This is a genomic window from Actinosynnema sp. NPDC050436, assembly GCF_040655415.1.
GTDB lineage: Bacteria > Actinomycetota > Actinomycetes > Mycobacteriales > Pseudonocardiaceae > Actinosynnema.
Map to the genome: position 1 here is coordinate 17,918 of NZ_JBFAJV010000004.1, position 19,921 is coordinate 37,838.

Here is a 19,921-nt window from a genome sequence, read left to right on the forward strand (position 1 = left end):
CGACGTTAGGCAGCGGTCCGCCGCGCGGGCAGCCCGTCAGGTCGGCGGCCGTGTCACTGAGCGGAGGTGGTCCGCGCCGCTGACCCGCCGGCGGAACTCGCCGGGGCTGCACCCGCACTCCCGCTTGAAGAACCGGCCGAAGTAGGACGGGTTGTCGAACGACAGCCGGTCCGACACCTGGGCCACGGTCAGGTCGGTGTGCGTCAGCAGCCGCTTGGCCTCGACCGCCAGGGCGGCCCGGATGATCTCCGCCGGGCGCTTGCCGGTGGTCCGCTTCACCACGTCGGCCAGGTGCTTGGGGGTGACGCCGATCCGGCTCGCGTAGCCGCGCACGGACTGCTCGTGCGGCAGTTCCTCGCTGACCAGCCGGAGGTAGCGCCGGGCCAGCGCGGTGCCCCGGTCCTCCTCCACGTCGCGGCTGCCCGCGTCGTGGTGCAGCCGGCGCATCTCCACCAGCAGGACGTGCAGGTACGCCTGCAACACCGACAGGTCCGCGCCGCCGGGCCGCCGGTACTCCCGCTCCAGCGCCGTGATCAGCGCGGTGACCGGGCCGATCTGGTCGGCGGCCAGGTGCAGGGCGTGCCCGGTGCCCAGCGGGTCGAGCGCCAGCGACTGGCGCGGCGAGACCCGGTCGCCGTACTGGGGCACCAGGAACTCCTCCTGGAACACCACCACGTGGCCTTCCAGCGGCTCGTGGCGCTCCCAGAACTGCACCTGGCCCGGTGCGATGAAGTACAGCGTCACCGGGGCCACCTGGTAGGGCACGAAGTCGATCACGTGCGTGCCCGCGCCGCCGGTCACGCAGACCAGCTCGTAGAACTCGTGGCGGTGCGGGTAGGGCGCGTCCGACCAGGGCGACAGGTCGGCGAACGACCCGATGGCGAACCCCGGCGGGCCGTCGGCGATCAGGGGGTCGTCGAAGCGGTGGATGGGCAGGGGGACGGCCTGCACGAAACCTCCCGATGTCACTCGTACGAGCCCGCCGGACGCGCGGCCTGGTACGCGGGTGGGGTGATGCCCGGGTTGGCGGCCAGCAGGCTGCGGGTGTACTCGTGGCCCGGCGCGGACGCGATCTCCTGCGGCGTGGCCACCTCGACCAGCTTCCCGTCCTTCATCACCCCGACCCGGTCGGCGACCGACAGGATCAGGCTGAGGTTGTGGGTGATGAACAGGAAGCCCAGGTCGTGCTCGCGGCGCAACTCCAGCAGCAGGTTCATCACCTGGCCCTGCACCGAGACGTCCAGCGCCGAGGTGGGCTCGTCGGCCACGATCAGCCGGGGTTCCGGGGCGAGCGCGCGGGCGATGGCCACCCGCTGCCGCTGCCCGCCGGAGATCTGCGACGGGATGCGGTCGATCACCGACTTGGGCAGGCCGACCTCGTCGAGCAGCCGCTCCACCCGCTTGCGCAGCGCCGGGCCGCGCAGGGTGGTCAGCTCGCGCAGCGGCTCGGCGACGATCCGGCCGACGGTGTGCCGGGGGTCCAGCGAGCTCTGCGGGTCCTGGAACACGAGCTGCACGGTCCGGCGGAACGCGCGGACCTCGCCCTCCAGGCCGCGCGGGGTGTGCACCTGCCCGGCCACGGCGACCGTGCCCGAGGTGGGGTGGTCCAGCGCCGCGACGATCTGGCCGAGCGTGGTCTTGCCGCTGCCGGACTCGCCGACCAGGCCGAAGAACTCGCCCGGCCGGACGCTCAGGCTCACCCCGTCGACGGCGGCCACCCGCTCGCGCCGGCGCAGGCCCAGCAGCCCGCCGGAGCGCCCGCTGCGGGTCACGAACTCGCGCCGCACGTCCTTGATCTCCAGCAGCGGTTCGGCGACCTCGGGCGCGGCGGCGGCGACGGCCCCGGCCACGGCGGGCGGCGGCAGGTCCACCGGGCCCGACCCGGGGTTCCAGCACGCGACCTCGACCGGCCCGACGGCCACCTGCGGCGGCTCCTCGGTGCGGCACCGGTCCACGGTGTGCGCGCAGCGCGGCGCGAACCGGCAGCCGGGCAGCACCGCCCCGGCCTCCGGCACCGACCCGGTGATGGCGGGCAGCCCGTCCACCCGGCGCACGCCGACCTGCGGCACGCACTCGACCAGCGCGCGGGTGTAGCGGTGGCGCGGCGAGGTGAGCACCTCGGCCGCCGGCCCGGCCTCGACCAGGCGGCCCGCGTAGAGCACGGCGATCCGGTCGGCGATCTCCGCCGCCACGCCCATGTCGTGGGTGATGAACACGCACGCCATGCGGTGCTCCTGCTGCACGGTGCGGAACAGCCGCAGGATCTCGGCCTGCGTGGTGACGTCGAGCGCGGTGGTGGGCTCGTCGGCCAGCAGCAGGTCCGGACCGGCCATGAGCGCCATGGCGATCATCACCCGCTGCTGCATCCCGCCGGAGAGCTGGTGCGGGTAGAGGTTGGCGACCCGCTCCGGGTCGCTGAACCCCACCTCCCGCAGCAGGTCCAGCGCACGAGCCAGCGCACGGGCGCGCGCGTCACCGCGTGCGCCGGCGGGCTCGTGGGCCTCCACGAGCTGCGCGCCGATCCGCTGCGCCGGGTTGAGCGAGTCCAACGCCTCCTGGAACACCATGCCGATCCGGCGTCCCCGGAAGGAGCGCATCTGCGCGGCGCTGAGCGCGTTGAGGTCGACGTCGTCCAGCCTTACCTCGCCGGTCGTGCGCACCGGTGCCACGAACTCCAGCAGCCGGATGACCGACAGCACGGTCACCGTCTTGCCGCTGCCCGACTCGCCGACGACGCACAGGGTCTGCCCGGAGTCGAGGCTGAGGCGCAGTTCGTGGACCAGTTCGGTGTCCACCTCGCCGGTGGGCACCGCGACCGAGAGGCGGTCGATCTCCAGTAGCGACATGGGTGTCATCCCTTCCGCCGGCCGGTTCGGCCTGAGAATCCGGTGATTCTGTACGTGGATGACCCCGTCGTACAAGGATTTCCCGAAACTGTGCAGCCAGGGACAAACGTCCGTCCACAGTGGTGGACGGGTACCGGCCCAGTTCGCCTCAGTGACATAAAAGCCGACATCGGCGTCTGTGCGCTCCTCCCGGGCCGGGCTACGTTCTCGGCCACCGACCTGCGGAATCAGGCGCGAGGAGCCGCAATGGAGCGCACCGAATCACGTCGTCTCAGGCACAGGACCGCCGCCCTCGCAGTGGTCGGGCTGGTACTCACCGCCTGCGCCACTCCCAAGGGCAGCACGACCGGCGACGCGGGCCCACCCGTGCGCGGGGGGAACCTGACCGTCCGGCTGGCCCAGGACCCGGGCTCGCTGGACACGGTCAAGAACTCCAACGCCGGGACCACCTACATCGGGCACGAGGTGTTCGAGCAGCTGGTCACGATCGACGCGAACTACCAACCGCAGCCCGTGCTCGCGGAATCGTACAAGAAGGCCGACGACGGGCTCGGCTACGCGTTCACGCTCCGCAAGGGGCTCGTGTTCGCTGACGGCACACCCTTGCGGGCGGCAGACGCCGTCGCGTCGCTGCGCTACTGGGTCGACAACGGCAGCTACGCGGGGTCGCTCAAACCCGTGCTCAAGGACATCACCGCCCCGGACGAGAGCACGGTCTCGGTGGCGCTGAACGCGCCGTTCAACCTGGTGGCGCTGATGGCCACCAGCCACGGCACGGGCATCCGCAAGGAGTCCGACATCGCCGCCGCCGGGCCCACCGGCATCCCCCGGGAGAAGTCGGTCGGCTCCGGGCCGTACAAGGTCAAGTCGTGGACGCCCGGCCAGGAGATCGTCCTGGAGCGCAACGACAAGTACCAGGCGCCCGGGGGCAAGTCCAGCGGGTACGCCGGGGCCAAGAACGCCTACCTGGACACCATCACCTACAAGGTCGTGGGCGACTCCGACGCGGTGCTCAACGGCCTCCAGACGGGCCTGCTGGACGTCGCCGAGCCGTCGCACGACCAGTACGACCAGATCAAGCGCAGCGACACGCTCAAGATCGGGGTGGAGGGCGCGGCGAACATCCAGTACGTGGCGCTCAACCACAACCCCGGTTCGATCTTCGCCAAGCCGCAGGCGCGCGACGCGATGAACCTGATCGTGGACAAGGCCGCGATCATGGCGTCGCAGGGCGCACCGGAGCTGGTGTCGGCGAGCAACGGCGCGTTCGCCACGCAGACCAACAAGGGCATGTACTCCGAGGCCGGCAAGGGCAAGTGGGACCAGCACGACCCGGAGCGCGCCAAGCAGCTGTTCGCCGAGGCGGGGCTGCAACCCGGCCAGACCGTCCGGATGATCACCACCGACGAGTTCCCGCAGTTCAAGGACGCGCTGGTGCTCATCCAGAGCCAGTTGCAGAAGATCGGGATCACCGCGTCCATCGACAGCTACGACTTCGCCACGCTGATGGGGCGCAAGAACAACGAGCCCAACAGCTGGGACGTGCTGGCGCTGATGGACGACGCCAACCCGCCCGTCCCGTCGTACAGCGACAACGTGCAGGGCATGGACAACATGGGCTACCCGCGCGACCGGCTCGCGCCGCTGCTGTCGGACTACAACGCGGCCGACACGCCCGACGAGCAGAAGCAGGCGATCGACAGGATCCAGGAGTTCACGTCGCAGAACCTGCCGACGATCACGCTCTACAACGCCAAGTCCTATGTGGCCTTCAGCTCGAAGGTGCGCGGTTACGAGGGGTGGGGCATGGAGTTCGCCGACGTCTGGCTGGCGGGGTAACCCGGTGGCGGCAGTCGTCCTGCGCCGGTTGCGCGATCTGCTGGTCGTCCTGTTCGTGGTCGGCACCGTGCTGTTCTTCCTGCTGCGCTCCATCCCGGGCGACCCGGCCCTGGTGCTGCTGGGCACCAAGGCGTCGCCCGAGCAGCTCGACCGGCTGCGCCGGGAGCTCGGGCTGTCCGGACCGCTGCACGAGCAGTACCTCCAGTGGCTGGGCAACGTGCTCAGCGGCGACTTCGGCACGTCGATCAAGTACCAGCTCCCGGTGCCGCAGATGATCGCCGACCACATCGCGCCCACCCTCACCCTGGCCGTGCTCGGCACGGTGATCAGCTTCCTGCTCACCGTGCTGATCGTCACCTGGGTGACGGTGTCGCCGCACAGCCGGGTGGCCCGGCTGGTCAACCGGGTCGCCCAGTTCGGTTTGGCCCTGCCCGAGTTCTGGCTCGCGCTGGTCGCGGTCTTCCTGTTCGCCCTCACCCTGGGCTGGTTCCCGACCAGCGGCTACACCCCGCTGTTCGACGACCCGGCCACCGCCGTCGCCCAGTTGGCGCTGCCGGTCGCGGTGCTGGTGGTGGGGCAGACCGCGTTCCTCACCATCACCATGGAGGAGAGCGTGCTGGGCGAGCTGTCGCAGCTCTACCTGCGCACCGCGCGGGCCAAGGGCGTCGGCGAGCGGCGGATCGTGCTGCGGCACGTGCTGCCCAACTCGATGCTGCCGGTGCTCACCACCGTGGGGCTGAACTTCGCGTCGCTGATCGGCGGCGTGGTGGTGATCGAGAGCATCTTCGTCATCCCGGGCCTGGGCACCATGCTGCTCGGCGCGGTCTACGCCCGGGACTTCCCGCTCATCCAGGGAGGGGTCATGTTCATCGCGTTCCTGTTCGTCGTGGTGAACCTGCTGGTCGACCTCGCCTACGCGCTGGTCGACCCGAAGGTGCGGGTGTCATGACGACGGTCCTGCCGAGGGCGCGGGCGTTCGCCCGCCGCAACACCGCGCTGCTGGTCGCGGGCGGCCTGCTGGTCGCGCTCACGCTGCTGGTGCTGGTGCTGCCGCTGTTCCTGCCCGACCCGAACGCGCCCGACCCGGTGCGGCGGCTGCTGCCGCCGTCCGGGGAGCACCCGATGGGCACCGACAAGTACGGCCGGGACCTGTTCGCCCGCTGGGCGTCGGCGGGCCGGGTGTCGATCGGGATGACCCTGCTGATCACGGTCTGCGCGGTCACCCTGGGCACGTTCATCGGCCTGGTGGCCGGGTACTTCGGCCGGGCGGGCACGGCGATCATGCGGGTCGTGGACGCGTGGATGGCGTTCCCGTCGATCATCCTGGCGATCGTGTTCGCGGTCGTGGTCGGGCCGGGGATGCTCAGCGAGCTGCTGGCCGTGACGATCATCTTCACGCCGTACACGGCCCGGATCATCCGCAGCCGCGTGCTCGGCCTGACCACCCGCACCTACGTGAAGGCGGCGCGGGTGTCCGGGATGGGGGCGTGGAAGACGCTGGCCGTGCACGTGCTGCCCAACACCCTGCCGCTGGCGGTGGTGCAGTGCGTGCTGCTGGCGGCGGGCGCGATGCTGATCGACGGGTCGTTGAGCTTCCTCGGCCTCGGCATCTCGCCACCCACCGCCACCTGGGGGAACATGGTCGCGGACGGGCGCACCTACCTCCAGGACCACCCCACCATGGTGCTGTTCCCGGGTCTGACCATCGCGCTGTTCGTGTTCCTGCTCAACCTCGCCGGCACCAGCCTGCGGGCGTTCGTCGACCCGAGGGCGCGGCTGCTGCTCGCGCAGCGGCGCCGCCGGTGAGCGGGCAGGCCGGCGGGTGCGCGTGACCGGCCCGCCGCGCACCCGCCGGCTCCTGCTGCTGCTCGGGGCCCTGTCCACGTTCGGCCCGCTGTCCATCGACCTGTACCTGCCGGCGCTGCCCGCGCTGGCCCGCCAGTTGGCGGCCACCGACGACGCCGCGCAGTGGAGCATCTCGGCGTGCATGATCGGGCTGGCACTGGGCCAGCTCTTCATGGGTCCGCTCAGCGACCGGATCGGCCGCAAGCGGCCGTTGTTCATCGGCGTGGCCACCTACACGGTGGCGTCGCTGCTGTGCGCGACCGCGCCGTCGATCACGGTGCTGATCGTGCTGCGCCTGGTGCAGGGCCTGGCGGGGTCGGCCGGGATGGTCGCGGTCGAGGCGATGGTCCGGGACTTGTACGAGGGCCGGCAGATGGCGCGCATCCTGTCGCTGCTGATGCTGGTCGGCGGGTGCGCGCCGATCGTCGCCCCGGTGCTGGGCGGCCAGCTCCTGCACTTCACCGACTGGCGCGGGCTGTTCGTGCTGCTGGCGGTGATCTCGGCGGTGCTGCTGCTGGCGGTCCTGGCGCTGCCGGAGACGCTGCGGCCGGAGCTGCGGCACGCGGGCGGCCTGCGCCGCGTGCGGGCGGGGTTCTCCGCGGTGGTCCGGGACCGGATGTTCGTCGGCTGCACGCTGGGCGCGAGCATCGGCAGCATCGCGCTGTTCATCTACATCTCGATCAGCTCGTTCGTGCTCGAAGGCGGGTACGGCGTGAGCCCGCAGGTGTTCTCGCTGATCTTCGCGGTGAACTCGGTGGGCCTGGTGCTGGGCGGGTGGTTCAACTCGCTGCTGCTGCGCCGGTTCACGCCGGAGCGGCTGCTGGTGGCCGAGGCGCTGGTCGCCCTCGTGGCGAGCGTGGCGAGCCTGGTGGCGGCCCTGCTGCACGCGCCGCTCGCGGTGTTCCTGCCGGTGCTGTTCCTCACCATCCTCAGCGGCGGCCTGGCCTCGCCGAACGCGACGGCGCTCGCGCTGACCCGCCACCCGGCCAACGCGGGCACCGCCGCCGCGCTGCTGGGCAGCACGGGGTTCCTGTTCGGCGCGCTGTTCGCGCCACTGGCGTCGTTGGGCGGGGCGAGCGCGATCGCGATGACGTGCGGCATCACGATCGCCCGCATCGGCTCGTGGCTGGCCTACGCCTTCGTCGCCCGCCCGACCCGGGCGGCACCGGACCCGGCCCCGCGCACGGCGTGCGCGGGCGACTGAGCACCGGGCCGGCCCCCGGGTCGGCGCGCACGGTCACGGCAGGGCGGTCACGGCGGGGCGGTCACGGCCGCAGGGCGGTCTCGACCAGGATGTCGAGCAGGCGCCCGTAGCCGATGCCGGCCGCCTGCCACATCCTCGGGTACTGCGAAGCGCCGGTGAAGCCGGGCATCGTGTTCACCTCGTTGACCACCGGCTCGCCGTCGTGGTCGAGCAGGAAGTCCACCCGCAGCAGGCCCCGGCAGCCCAGCGACCGGAACACCCGCACGGCCAGCTCGCGCAGCCGGGCCTCGACCGGTCCGGGCAGCGCCGCCGGGACCGTGAAGACGGCTCCCCCGTCGGCGTACTTGGCACCGAAGTCGAAGAACCCGGGTCCCCGGACGCCGATCTCCAGCGCGGGGCTGACGGCGAGGCTCCCGTCCGGGTGCTCCAGCACGCCCAGGTCGATCTCCCGCCCCGGCACGGCTCGTTCGACCAGCACCTTCCGGTCGACCGCCCGCGCGGTGCGCACCGCCGCCGGCAACCCGGACCAGTCGTCCACCCTGGACACCCCGACGCTGGAGCCGGCACGGGCGGGTTTGACGAACACCGGCAGCCCCAGGCGTTCCCGCTCGCTCCGGCGCACCGACTGCTCCCCGTGCAGCACCACCGAATCGGCCACCCGGACGCCCTCGGCGGCCAACAGCCGCTTGGCGCAGTCCTTGTCCATCCCCACGGCACTCGCCAACACCCCGTTGCCGACGTACCGGATGCCGTGCGCCTCCAGCGCCGCCTGCACCGTCCCGTCCTCGCCGAACGGGCCGTGCAGCACCGGGAACACCACGTCGACCGCCCGCAGCGCCTCCAGCGCCGCGAACACGCCGAGCCCGTCCCGGGTCCCGATGTGCCACCGCCCGTCCCGCGCGATCCTGACCGGCACGACCTCGTACCGCGCCGGGTCGAGCGCGGAGAGCACCCCCTCGGCCGACCGGCAGGACACCTCGTGCTCTCCGCTGCGCCCGCCGAACAGCACGGCCACCGTCACCTCAGCCACGCCGCGCACCCCCGACGTAGCGCCTCGGCACCCGGCCGCCGATCCTGGTCAGCACCTCGTGCGGGCTGGTGCCCGCCCACCGCGCCCAGTCCGAGACCGTGGGCTCGCCCCGGTCGCCCGGCCCGAACAGCACCACCTCGTCCCCGATGCCGGCGGGGGCGTCACCGAGGTCGACCACGAACTGGTCCATGGCGACCGCCCCGGCCACCGGACGCCGTCCCCCGGCCACCCACACCTCGGCGCGGTCGCCCACGGCCCTGGGCACGCCGTCCGCGAACCCCAGCGGCACCAGCCCGAGCGCGCCGCGCGCCGACGTCGTGTACCGGTGCCCGTAGGACACCCCCGTCCCGGAGGGCACCAGCTTGGCGTTGACCAGCCTGGCGCGCAGCGTCAACGCCGGTCGCAGGCCGAACGCCCGGTCCTCGACCGGTTCGACGCCGTAGACCGCGATGCCCGCGCGCACCAGGTCGTAGTGCGTGCCGGGGTGGCCCAGCGCCGCCGCCGAGTTGGCCAGGTGCAGCAGCTCGGGGTCGAGGCCGGCCGCGCGGGCCAGCCCGACCAGCTCGTCGAACAGCCGGACCTGCTCGCCGACGCCGGGGTGCGCCGACCGGTCCGCGTGCGCCAGGTGCGACCAGATCCCCCGGACCCGCACCGCGCCCCGGCGCTCCGCCTCGCGCGCGGCCACGACCAGCTCCCACCAGTCCTCGGGCCGGGCCCCGTTGCGGGACAGGCCCGTGTCGGCCTTGAGGTGGACCGCCGCCGGCTGCGCGAGCCGGGCCGCGTCCCGGGCCACCGACCGCAGGTGCACCGGCGTGGACACCGAGAGGTCGACGTCGGCCCCGATCACCGCGCGGAAGTCCTGGGCGGGCGAGGTCAGCCAGCACAGGACGGGCGCGACCAGCCCGGCGTCGCGCAGCTCCAGCGCCTCCGCGCAGGACGTCACGCCCAACCAGGTCGCCCCGTTGGCCAGCGCGGTCCGGGCGGTGCGCACGCTGCCGTGCGCGAACCCGTCCGCCTTGACCACCGCCATCACCAGCGCGTCGGTGCGGGCGGCGACCAGCCGCACGTTGGACGCCACGGCGTCCAGGTCGACGCACGCCTCGGCGGTGACGGCGGCGGGCACGGCGTCGTGGCACGGGTGCGCCGCCCCGCCGACCTCAAGCTCCACGGCTCCCGGCACGGTGCTCCTCCTCCCGGCCGATCCCTTCGGCCGCACCGCCCACGCTGCCCGCGAGATGTGCGCGGACCGTCCGCGCCGCGTCACGGCCCGGTGACGCCGCCCCGGTCGGTGAACCGCCCGGCCGGCCCGGTGCGTTGTCGGGGTCGAACGCCGAGCCGGGAGGACAGGGGGACCAGCGGACATGTCCGGGAGACTCGCCGAACTGCTGCGCCAGCACCGGGCCAGGGCCGGGTTGACGCAGTCCGAGTTGGCCGCCGCGTCGAAGGTGAGCCTGCGGGCCATCAGCGACATCGAGCGGGCGCACGCGGTCCGGCCCCAGCAGCGCACGGTCGACGCGCTGGCCGGCGCGCTGGCGCTGCACGGCGAGGCGCTCGACCGGTTCCGGCGCAGCGCGCGGCCCCGGCGCACCGGCCGGGCCGCCCGCGACCGCCGGGGCGGCCCCGACGACGGGCTGGTCGGCCGCGAGCGCGACTCGGCCCGGCTGGGCGCGCTGCTCACCGGCGGTGCAGTCGTCGTGCTGCACGGCCCGCGCGGCGTCGGCAAGTCGACCCTGGCGCGGCACGCGGCACGCCTGTGGCGGGACCGCTTCCCGGACGGGCAGGTGTTCCTGGACCTGTGCGGGTCCGAGGCCGACCCGGCCCCGCCGGCCGTGGTGTTCGGGGCGCTGCTGGACGCGCTCGGCACGCCGCCGCGCGGCAGGCCCCGGGGCACCGCCGAGCTGGCCCGGCTGTGCCGGCTGCGGCTGCGCGACCGGCGGGTGCTGCTGGTGTTCGAGGACGCGGCCGACGAGGACCAGGTCCGGCCGCTGCTGGTGCACGGCCCGGGTTCGGCGGTGCTGGTGACCAGCCGGCCGGAACCCGCGACGGAGGGCGTCCTGGTCGAACCGCTGGAGCAGCGGGCGGCGAGCACGTTGTTCTCCGCGATCGTGGGCGCGCGCCGGGTCGAGGCGGAGCCGGTGGCGGCCCAGCACGTCGTGCGCGCGTGCGGGGGCCTGCCGGGCGCGCTGCGGGTGCTCGGGCTGTGCCTGGCCCGCAGCCCGCGCTGGACGCTGGCCGACGTCGCCCGCAAGCTCGACCGCGAGCACGGCCGGCACGGCCCGTTCACCCTGGCCTACCACCGGCTGGGCGGGGAGGCGGCGCTCGTGCTGCGCCGGCTGGCGCTGTCCCCCGTCGCGCAGGCGACCGTCGAGACGGCCGTCCAGGCGACCGGGCTGTCCCCGGCCGCCGCCGAGAACGCGCTCGACGACCTGGTCGAGGCGGGGTTCCTGGAGGCCGACCGCCGGCTGCACGACCTGGTCCGGGTGTTCGCGCGCCGCAGGCTCGACGCCGAGGAGGCGCCGGCGGACACCCGGCCGGCGGAGGTCCGCGTGGTGCGCTCGCTGCTCGCCGCGCCGCAGGGGCAGCGGACCCGCGCGCTGCGGGCGGGCATCGACCTCGGGCTGTGCGAGGACGTGTCGGACGCGGTGGGCCGGCAGCCGCACCACGCGTGGACCGCCGTGTACGCGCTGGGCGTGCACGCCGCGCGGCTGTCCGGCGACCGGCGCGCGGAGGCGGCCCAGCTCAACCGGATGGGCCGGGCGTGCGCGCTGGAGGGCCGCCTGGACACCGCGATCGAGCTGCACGACCAGGCCCGGCGGGTCGCGTCGGAGGTCGGCGCGCGGGAGGAGGAGTGCTCGGCGCTGCTGCAACGCGGTGTCGCCGAGCACCGCTCCGGCCGGTCCGCCCGCGCGCTGTCGTGCGTGGAGACCGCGCTGCGGCTGCCGGACCCCGCGCCCGACGAAGGCCACGACCACCTGGTCCGGTCGCTGCGCGGCCGGCTGCTCGACGCGGTCGGCCGGCACGCCGAAGCCGTCGAGGTGCACCACCGCGCGGTCACCTGGCTGCGCGGCGACCTGGGCTGCGACACGCCGACCCTGGCCCTGGTGACCGCGCGGTGGGGCAACAGCCTGGCCGCGCTGGGCCGGTGGCGGGAGGCGTGCGGCGCGTTCCGCGAATCCGAGCGCCTGTTCCAGGCGGCCGGGATGCCGTTCGACGCGGCGCGGGCCGGGGTGCGGATCGCGTCGGCGCTGCTGCGGCTGTCCCGGGAGCCCGAGGCCCAGCAGCGGTTGGAGGACGTGGACGCGGTGCTGCGCGAGGGCTTGTGGCCGAACCCGGCGAGCGCGCTGCACGCGCTGGGCGAACTGGCCGGGGCCGGCGGGAAGCTGTGGGCGAACCGGTTCCGCGAGCACGCCGCCACCGCCTACGAGCACGGCGGCGACCTCGCGTCGGCAGGTCTGCTCCGCGAGACCGCGACCGGCGAGGTCCCGAAGGCCGCGCGGGGGTGAACGCGGGCCAGGTCGTCCTCCGGGCGGTCCGGTGGGACCGGTCCGGTGGGACCGGTCCGGGTTACCAGTCGGTGGCGGTGATCCCCCGGCCCGCCAGCGCCTCGGTCACCGCGATGGTGGCGTTGTGCACGCGGGACTTCACCGTGCCGACCGGCACCCCGATCGCCGCCGCCGCCCGCTGCCGGGTGCGGTCCAGGTGGTAGACCTGCCGCAGCGCCTGGCGGTGGGTCGGGGTCAGCCCGTCCAGCGCCTGGTCCACGACGCAGCGCCGCACCACCTGCTCGGCGAAGTCGGCCGGGCCGGGCAGCAGGTCCAGGTCGTCGTCACCGAACGCGACCGGCCGGACCCGGTCCCGCCGACCCCAGTCGATGACCAGGTTGCGGGCGACCCGGAACAGCCACGGGCGGACGGAGTTGCGCTGCGCGGCGAGCGGGCCCGCGTTGCGCCAGGCCCGCAGCAGGCACTCCTGGACGACGTCCTCGGCCCGGTGGGGGTCGTTGGGCAGCAGGCTGCGGACGTAGCGGAGAAGCGATGCGGCGTGCTGGTCGTAGAGCGCCGCCACGAAGTCGCCGCCCGCGCGCGTGTCGTCGTGCGTGCTCTGGGACATCGCGGCCTCCCGGCGTAGCGGACCGGACCAGTGCACCCAGCGGCACCGCCGGGGGCCACGCGGAAGGACCGGCAGAACCGGTTCTGCCGGTTCCGCCGGTCCGCGCGGGGTTGCCGGCGTGCTCAGCGCGGGGTTGCCGGCGTGCTCAGCGCGGGGAGTGCGTCATGCGCGGCCGTCGGGCGGGTCGCACGTCCTGATCCCCTCCTCGCTCCGGGCTCCCGAGCGGGGCCACCACCCAGCGGACCACCGCACCGGCACCCGGACCAGGCAGTCCGACCGGCAGAACTGCCCACAACCGGCAGTTCCGACCCACCGGCGCAGAAGGCGGTCGGCGCGGGCGGTGTGGGATCGGCGCGGCCAGCCGGGTCGGCGTGGGTGGCGTGGGCGGCCTGCCTGGGCCGGCGCGGGTGGTGCGGTCGGTCTGCCCGGGCCGGCGCGGGTGGCGTGAAGGGGGCGGTTCGGTAGGCGAGGTGTGGGTGGGGTCAAGGGGTGGCCGGCGGACCGTCTCCTCGATCCGCCGACCACCCGGGGTGCGGTGCCCTGCCACCGCGCCCGGCGGACCGGGCCGGCGCTCGGTGCCGCCGGACGGTGGGGGGCTCCGGCGGTCCGGCGCGGCAGCTCCGATCCGCCATCGAGTCCACCAGCACCCGCGCGTTCGGACCAGGCAGGACTACCGGCAGAACCAGCCGCGCCCGTCCGCGCCGGAGGCGGTTCCGGTCCACACCGGACGCGCGGATACCCTTCGGCGCACCGCATCCGAGGGGGACGTCGTGTCGGACAGCTTCATGGTCGCAGCCCGCATCCCGATGACCCGGGACGCGTTCGAGCGCTGGCTCGACACGGCCACGCCCGACCTCGCCGTGATCGCCGACCCCGGCGCCGTGTTCGACGGCTGGTTCTGGGACGGCCGCCGGGTCACCGACGAGTGGGACGACGTCGAGGACACCACGCCGCGCGGGTTCTTCGCCGAGCGGATCGACGCGGGGTGCGCCGGCGAGCCGGAGATCACCGTGCTGCTGCACCGGGAAGGGGCGCTGGAGGCGTACCTGTTCCACGTCGGCTACGACCAGCCGGCCGTGCACACCGCCATGCTGCTGCTCGCCGGCGCGGGCGCGCTCAGGTCCGGGCCGGGCGAGGACGCGGTGCTGTTCTGGGCGGAGACCAGCGGTTCGCTGTTCGCCCCCGACGACGAGGGCTGGCTGTCGGTGCTGGCGGTCGGTCCCGGCGGCGCGCGGTTCGTCGCCGAGCACGACCTGACCGGGCCGGTGGCGGGCCTGGCGGTGGCGCAGGAGCGCTTCTTCGCCCTGGTCGAGCGGCAGGCCGAGGACGAGGAGGGGTGGGACTGGGACTCCGGCGACCCGTTCCGCACCGACACGCCCCGAGACCCGTCCTTCGTCGACCCCGCCGTGCTGAGCGACCCGGCCGGGTGACCGGCCCGCTCAGCCGACGTCGACCCGCCACGACGTGAAACGGCGTTCCAGCGCGACCAGTGCCTGGTTGAACGCCAGCCCGATGGCCGAGATCGTGACGATCCCCGCGTACATCTGCGGCAGCGCGAAGTTGAACTGGGCCGAGCTGACCAGGAACCCCAGGCCCGCCTTGGCACCGACCATCTCGGCGGCCACCAGCACCAGGATCGACACCGCGCCCGCGATCCGGATGCCGGTGAACACCGCCGGCACCGACGCGGGCAGCACGACCTTCTGGAACAGCCGGTGCGGTGGCAGGTCCATCGAGCGGGCCAGCCGCAGCAGGGCCGGGTCGACGTCGCGCACCGCGCTGACCGTGTTGAGCAGGATGGGCCACGTGCAGGCGTAGCAGACGATCGCCACCTTGGACGTCTCGCCGATCCCCAGCAGCAGCACGAAGACCGGCAGGAGTGCCAGCGCGGCGGTGTTGCGGAACAGCTCCAGCAGCGGGTTGAGCAGCACGGCCAGCGGCCGGTACCAGCCGATCAGCAGGCCCAGCGGCACCCCGATCAGCACCGCGAGGCCGAACCCGGACAGCGACCGGGTCAGGCTGGCCCGGACGTCGCCCGCCAGCCGCCCGTCGAGCAGCAGTTCCCACCACGCCACCGCGACCTCGGAGAACGGCGGCAGGAACGTCCGGTCCACCGCCCCGAGCACGGGCGCGACCTGCCACAGCAGGAGCAGCGCCAGCACGGCCACCGACCTGCGCGCCACCGCGACCAGCACCGTCACACCTCCGCCGGGTCGGGCGCGGCGCAGACCTCGTCGCGCAGCAGGGACCAGACCACGTGCCGGTGGTGCGCGAACGCCGGGCTGGACCGGGCGTCCGGCACGTCGGCCCGCTCGCCGAGGTCGACCGGCACCACCCGCTTCACCCGGCCCGGCCGGGCGGTGAGCACCGCGACCCGCCCGCCCAGGTACACCGCCTCGTCGATGCCGTGCGTGACGAACACGACGGTCTTGCCGGTGCGCCGCCAGATCCGCAGCAGCTCGTCCTGCATCGACTCGCGGGTCTGGGCGTCGAGCGCGGCGAACGGCTCGTCCATCAGCAGCACGCCCGGGTCGTGGGCGAGGCTGCGGGCGATGGCCACCCGCTGCCGCATCCCGCCGGAGAGCTGGTGCGGGTGCCGGTCCTCGAACCCGCCCAGCCCCACCAGCTCCAGGTACTCGCGGGCGATGCCGGCCCGGTCCCGGCGCGGCACGCCGACCGCCTCCAGGGCGAACTCCACGTTGCCGCGCGCGGTGCGCCAGGGCAGCAGCGCGTACTGCTGGAACACCGTGCCCCGGTCGGGCCCGGGGCCGGTGATCGGCTCGCCGTCGACCAGGATGCGGCCCGAGGTGGGCGGGGTGAGGCCGCCGAGCAGGTCGAGCAGCGTCGACTTGCCGCAGCCGCTGGGACCCACCACGGTCAGGAACTCCCCCGCCGCCACGTCGAGGTCGACGTCCCGCACGGCGGTGACCTCCGACCACCGCCGGGTGCGCCGGTCCCGCACCCGGAACCGCTTCGTCACGCCGTGCAGGCCCAGCCGCGCGGTCACGTCACGACCCCGCGCCGTTGAACTCGTTGGTGTAGCAGTCGGACAGCACGACCCGGCCCCGGTCCACGTCGCCCCGGTCGGCCAGCCAGTCCAGCCACAGCGCCATCTCCCGCTCCTGGATCCACCCACCGGGCCGGGCCACCCCGGTGGACTTCCAGTACCGCAGCGCGGCCGGGTCCTCGTTGCGCCCCCGCCGCGCCATGATGTCGGTGAACCGCGCCACGACCTCGTCGCGCGGCCGGGCGCGGGTCCACTCGATGGCCCGCCCGACACCGGTGGTGAAGGTCCGCACGGTGCCCGGGTTGCGCTCGATGAACTGCCGGGTGAACACGTACGTGCCGGCGGTGAACGGGCCCAGCAGCCCGAAGTCGGTGAACAGCGGCCGGATGCCGCCCGCCGCCACGGCCCTCTCCCGGGCGATCCCGCCGAGCACCGCCACGTCGACCTGCCGCTGTCGCAGCGCCTGCTCGGTGCTCACCGGCGGCACCACGACCACCTCCACCGACGCCGCCTCGTCGCGGGAGAAACCGTTGCGTTGCAGGTAGATCCCGAGCATGGCTTCGGCGTGCGCGCCGAGGCTGTTCATGCCGACCTTGCGGCCGACCAGGTCGCGCGGCTCCCGGACCGGCGAGTCGTCGGGCACGTAGAAACCGTTGTAGGTCACCTGGTCGATGCCGTAGTACCCGATGACGGACCTGATCGGCGCACCCGCGCCGGCGAGCTTGACCACGGTGCCGTTGAACGCGCCGCCGAAGTCGACGTCACCGGTCGCGGTCGCCTGCACGTCCTGCGGCCCGCTGGTGGTGTTGCCGACCCACTCCAGCGCCACGTCGCCCAGGAAGCCGAGGTCGGCGGCCAGCTCCGGTTGCAGCACCAGGCCCGACCACCCCTGGTAGCGCAGCGACTTCGCCTCGCCCGTGCCGCCCGACGTGCCGCAGCCGACCGTCGCGGCGGCGAGCAGCGCGAGCAGTTCCCTCCTGGTGGCCATGGTGTCCTCCCCGGGGCGTCAGACGGACGAGTACCTGTTGCGCGGCTCGGGCAGCCCGTAGTGCTCGCGCAGGGTGCGGCCGGTGTACTCGGCGCGGAACAGCCCGCGGCGGCGCAGCAGCGGCACCACGTGGTCGACGAACTCGTCCAGGCCGGACGGCAGCAGCGCCGGCATCACGTTGAACCCGTCCGCCGCGCCGCCCCGGAACCAGGACTCCACGAAGTCCGCCACCACTTCGGGCGTGCCGACGACGACCTTGTGCCCGCGCCCGCCGCCGAGCCGGCGCAGCAGTTGGCGCAGCGTCGGCGACTCCCGCGCGACGAGGTCGCGGATCAGCCGGAACCGGCTGCGCGCCCCGTCCACCCGGTCGGCGGGCGGCAGCGGCGGCACCGGCCCGTCCAGCGGGTGGCCGGTCAGGTCGAAGGCGAGCAGCTCGCTGAGCCGGCCCACCGCCCGGGACGGCACGATCAGGTCGTCCAGCTCGTCGGAGAGCCGCCGGGCCTCCTGCCCGGTCGAGCCGAGCACCGGCACGACCCCCGGCAGCACCAGCACGTGGTCGGGGTCGCGCCCGCTGTTCGCCACCCGGGTCTTGAGGTCGCGGTAGAACGCCTGCGCGTCCTCGATCGTCTGCTGCGCGGTGAACACGGCCTCCGCGTGGGCGGCGGCGAACGCCATGCCGTCGTCGGACGACCCGGCCTGCACCAGCAGCGGGCGGCCCTGCGGGCAGCGCACGGCGTTGAGCGGCCCGCGCACCTGGAAGAACCGGTCGCGGTGGTTGATCTCGTGCACCTTGCGCGGGTCGGCGAACACCCCGGAACCGGGGTCGAGGACCAGCGCGCCGGGCTCCCAGCTGTCCCACAGGGCGGTCACCACGTCCAGGAACTCGGCGGCCCGCTCGTACCGCTCGCGGTGGCCGGCGTTGACGTCGCGGTTGAAGTTCTGCGCGGACCGGTCCGACGCCGTGGTGACGATGTTCCAGCCGGCCCGCCCGCCGCTGATGTGGTCCAGCGAGGAGAACCAGCGCGCCAGGTTGAACGGCTCGGTGAACCCGGTGGAGGCGGTCGCGATCAGTCCGACGTGGTCGGTCACGCCGGCCAGCGCCGTGAGCAGGGTGAGCGGTTCGAACGCCCCGGCCGCGCTGTGCCGGACGTCGCCCCACAGCTGCACGCCGTCGGCCAGGAACACCGAGTCGAACCGGCCGCGCTCGGCGGTGGCGGCGAGGCGCTGGAAGTGCCGCACGTCCGCCACCAGCCCGGGTTCGGTGCGGGGGTGCCGCCACGCGGCCTCGTGGTGGCCGACGCCCATCAGGAAAGCGTTGAGGTGCAACTGCCTCTGGGACATGGAATCTCCACCGTCGCGGCCGGGAGGGAACCCACCTCCAGCATGTTGACCCGGCTCCGGGCCGGTCAACCGCGCGACAGGGGAACCGGCTGCGCCTTCCAGGCGACGACCGGAGCGCAAACCGTTGGCACCACCGGGGAATCCCCCACGCCACCCGCGTTCGGCACCACGCGCCCCTCACGTTGCCGGCGGTCCGGCCCCGCGCGTGCCCCGGAGCCGGCGGGCGTCAAGCGACGGCGACCGGACCGACGCGGAGCACGCCGTCGTCCAGGGGCACGCAGCGCACGCCGCCGCGCCCGCGCATCGCCCGGAACGCGCCCGGCGCGATCAGGACGTCCATCCACGCGCACGGGTTCGCCGGCCGGTGCGCCTCGAAGCGCACCGGGCCGTCGCCCGTGTCGAGGCTGACCACGTCGTGCCGCGCGAGCCCGTCGACGTCGACCCCGCGCAGCACGATGTTGCGCCGCACGAGCAGCGGGCTGGGCGTGGTGGGCAGGCCGAGGCCGGCGGCGACCTCCTCCAGCGACTCGACGGCGAACACGGTCACGGCGGACAGCCGGTGGGCCGGGTGGTTGAAGTACCGGTCGCCCACCAGGCCCAGGCCCGCGCGGACCGCGACGCAGTCGCGCGAGACCGGCTCCGGGTCGGGGCGCGGCCCGTCGGCGGGCCGCCCCTCGCAGGCGTGCGCGGCGGCCACGTGCAGCGCTACGACCTGCCCGGTCAGCGCTCCCCGAGCTGCCATTCCGGCCGCACGTAGTGGCAGGTGTACCCGTTCGGGTACCGCTCCAGGTAGTCCTGGTGCTCCGGCTCGGCCTCCCAGAAGTCGCCGGCCGGGGTCACCTCGGTGACGACCCGGCCGGGCCACCTGCCGGACGCGTCGACGTCGGCGATGGTGGCCTCGGCGACCTTCTTCTGGTCGTCGCCGTCGTAGAAGATCGCGGACCGGTAGCTGGTGCCGAGGTCGTTGCCCTGGCGGTCGCGGGTCGTCGGGTCGTGGATCTGGAAGAAGAACTCCAGCACCTGGCGGTAGCTGAGCAGCTCCGGGTCGAACACGATCTCGATGCCCTCGGCGTGGCTGCCGTGGTTGCGGTACGTGGCGTTGGGCACGTCACCACCGGTGTAACCCACCCGGGTGGAGATCACCCCCGGGTGGCGGCGGAACAGGTCTTGCATCCCCCAGAAGCAGCCGCCCGCGAGGACGGCCCTCTCGGTCACCGTGGCCATGCTGTCGCTCCACTCCTCGGCTGGTCGGTACGCACTAGGTCGAACGTTCGCACGCCCCGCCATCATCCCGTCGCCGATGTGATCCACGACCAGCGGGTACCGGAACCCGGCGGCGCGCGCAGGCCACCCGCTGTAGGACCCGGAGCGCCCCGCGCGGCGATCTTCACCCGATGGTGCCGGGAGCCGTAACGCGCAGGTAGCGGGCGTGCCGGGGCGGTTCGCGGTGGAGTTGCGGCGGTCGGGTCGCCGGGTACGTTCACCGTCAGCGCACCTACCACGGAGGTGACGCGCCGGGCACCCGGGCCACCTGCCCGGGCCGGCGGACCGGCGGACCGCCGGCCCGGCGGGCTGCCCACGGCTGCCGCTCGCCGGGCCGAGGCGTCGCGGACGCGGTCGGCGACCCGGCGGTCCCCGTGCTGCGGACCGCCGGCGACGGTCGAACGCGGTTCTCCCTGCTCCCCGGCGCACTGCCCGCGCGAAAGGTGGA

General features: G+C 74.1%; 17 protein-coding genes. 6 read left to right on the forward strand and 11 right to left on the reverse strand.

Features of this window, described 5'->3' with window-relative positions:
- Window positions 1-36: 36 nt before the first annotated feature.
- A complete protein-coding gene (locus tag AB0I60_RS12650) occupies window positions 37-951 on the reverse strand; it encodes a helix-turn-helix transcriptional regulator (RefSeq protein ID WP_360728619.1) in 915 nt (304 codons plus the stop codon).
- Window positions 952-965: 14 nt separating this feature from the next.
- Window positions 966-2,846, reverse strand: a complete 1,881-nt coding sequence (locus AB0I60_RS12655) for an ABC transporter ATP-binding protein (protein ID WP_360728621.1) — start codon at window positions 2,844-2,846, stop codon at window positions 966-968.
- Window positions 2,847-3,092: 246 nt separating this feature from the next.
- Here AB0I60_RS12655 and AB0I60_RS12660 point away from each other — a divergent pair, with 246 nt between their 5' ends.
- The 4 genes from AB0I60_RS12660 to AB0I60_RS12675 are packed head-to-tail and all read left to right on the forward strand — an operon-like array spanning window position 3,093 to window position 7,734.
- Entirely contained in the window at window positions 3,093-4,685 is a 1,593-nt protein-coding gene (locus tag AB0I60_RS12660) for an ABC transporter substrate-binding protein (protein ID WP_360728624.1), read from the forward strand.
- A 4-nt stretch (window positions 4,686-4,689) separates the two neighbouring features.
- Window positions 4,690-5,634, forward strand: coding sequence for an ABC transporter permease (locus AB0I60_RS12665; RefSeq protein ID WP_360728627.1), 945 nt, complete (start codon window positions 4,690-4,692; stop codon window positions 5,632-5,634).
- Window positions 5,631-6,491 (forward strand): ABC transporter permease, encoded by an 861-nt coding sequence (locus AB0I60_RS12670; protein WP_360728629.1) that lies wholly within the window; start codon window positions 5,631-5,633, stop codon window positions 6,489-6,491. Before AB0I60_RS12665 ends, AB0I60_RS12670 begins: the two co-directional genes overlap by 4 nt.
- Before the next feature lie 16 nt (window positions 6,492-6,507).
- Window positions 6,508-7,734: a multidrug effflux MFS transporter gene (locus tag AB0I60_RS12675; protein WP_360728632.1), complete on the forward strand. Its 1,227-nt coding sequence runs from the start codon at window positions 6,508-6,510 to the stop codon at window positions 7,732-7,734.
- Between the two features lie 61 nt (window positions 7,735-7,795).
- Here the strand turns inward: AB0I60_RS12675 and AB0I60_RS12680 are convergent, their stop codons facing one another.
- Window positions 7,796-8,764 carry a D-alanine--D-alanine ligase family protein gene (locus tag AB0I60_RS12680; protein WP_360728633.1) on the reverse strand — a complete coding sequence of 323 codons (969 nt, stop codon included), beginning with the start codon at window positions 8,762-8,764 and terminating at the stop codon, window positions 7,796-7,798.
- Complete coding sequence (alr, locus tag AB0I60_RS12685; RefSeq protein WP_360729682.1) at window positions 8,757-9,887, reverse strand: alanine racemase; 1,131 nt, start codon at window positions 9,885-9,887, stop codon at window positions 8,757-8,759. Before alr ends, AB0I60_RS12680 begins: the two co-directional genes overlap by 8 nt.
- Before the next feature lie 238 nt (window positions 9,888-10,125).
- Here alr and AB0I60_RS12690 point away from each other — a divergent pair, with 238 nt between their 5' ends.
- Complete coding sequence (locus AB0I60_RS12690) at window positions 10,126-12,267, forward strand: tetratricopeptide repeat protein (RefSeq protein WP_360728636.1); 2,142 nt, start codon at window positions 10,126-10,128, stop codon at window positions 12,265-12,267.
- Between the two features lie 61 nt (window positions 12,268-12,328).
- Here the strand turns inward: AB0I60_RS12690 and AB0I60_RS12695 are convergent, their stop codons facing one another.
- The gene (locus AB0I60_RS12695; RefSeq protein ID WP_360728639.1) at window positions 12,329-12,874 is read right to left on the reverse strand and encodes a sigma-70 family RNA polymerase sigma factor; all 546 of its coding nucleotides are present in this window, start codon (window positions 12,872-12,874) and stop codon (window positions 12,329-12,331) included.
- Between the two features lie 770 nt (window positions 12,875-13,644).
- Here AB0I60_RS12695 and AB0I60_RS12700 point away from each other — a divergent pair.
- The gene (locus AB0I60_RS12700) at window positions 13,645-14,304 is read left to right on the forward strand and encodes a hypothetical protein (RefSeq protein ID WP_360728642.1); all 660 of its coding nucleotides are present in this window, start codon (window positions 13,645-13,647) and stop codon (window positions 14,302-14,304) included.
- Between the two features lie 9 nt (window positions 14,305-14,313).
- Here the strand turns inward: AB0I60_RS12700 and AB0I60_RS12705 are convergent, their stop codons facing one another.
- The 6 genes from AB0I60_RS12705 to msrA all read right to left on the reverse strand — a co-directional run bounded on the left by AB0I60_RS12705 (window position 14,314) and on the right by msrA (window position 19,434).
- Window positions 14,314-15,069, reverse strand: coding sequence for an ABC transporter permease (locus tag AB0I60_RS12705; RefSeq protein ID WP_360728645.1), 756 nt, complete (start codon window positions 15,067-15,069; stop codon window positions 14,314-14,316).
- Window positions 15,070-15,071: 2 nt separating this feature from the next.
- Window positions 15,072-15,881, reverse strand: a complete 810-nt coding sequence (locus AB0I60_RS12710; RefSeq protein WP_360728648.1) for an ABC transporter ATP-binding protein — start codon at window positions 15,879-15,881, stop codon at window positions 15,072-15,074.
- 1 nt (window position 15,882) lies between these two features.
- Window positions 15,883-16,869 (reverse strand): ABC transporter substrate-binding protein, encoded by a 987-nt coding sequence (locus tag AB0I60_RS12715; protein WP_360728650.1) that lies wholly within the window; start codon window positions 16,867-16,869, stop codon window positions 15,883-15,885.
- Between the two features lie 18 nt (window positions 16,870-16,887).
- Window positions 16,888-18,210, reverse strand: a complete 1,323-nt coding sequence (locus AB0I60_RS12720) for an LLM class flavin-dependent oxidoreductase (protein WP_360728653.1) — start codon at window positions 18,208-18,210, stop codon at window positions 16,888-16,890.
- 226 nt (window positions 18,211-18,436) lie between these two features.
- Entirely contained in the window at window positions 18,437-18,952 is a 516-nt protein-coding gene (locus tag AB0I60_RS12725) for an MOSC domain-containing protein (protein WP_360728656.1), read from the reverse strand.
- On the reverse strand, window positions 18,931-19,434 hold the full coding sequence (msrA, locus tag AB0I60_RS12730) for a peptide-methionine (S)-S-oxide reductase MsrA (protein WP_360728659.1): 504 nt from the start codon (window positions 19,432-19,434) through the stop codon (window positions 18,931-18,933). The genes AB0I60_RS12725 and msrA overlap by 22 nt, the downstream gene beginning before the upstream one ends.
- Window positions 19,435-19,921 lie beyond the last annotated feature (487 nt).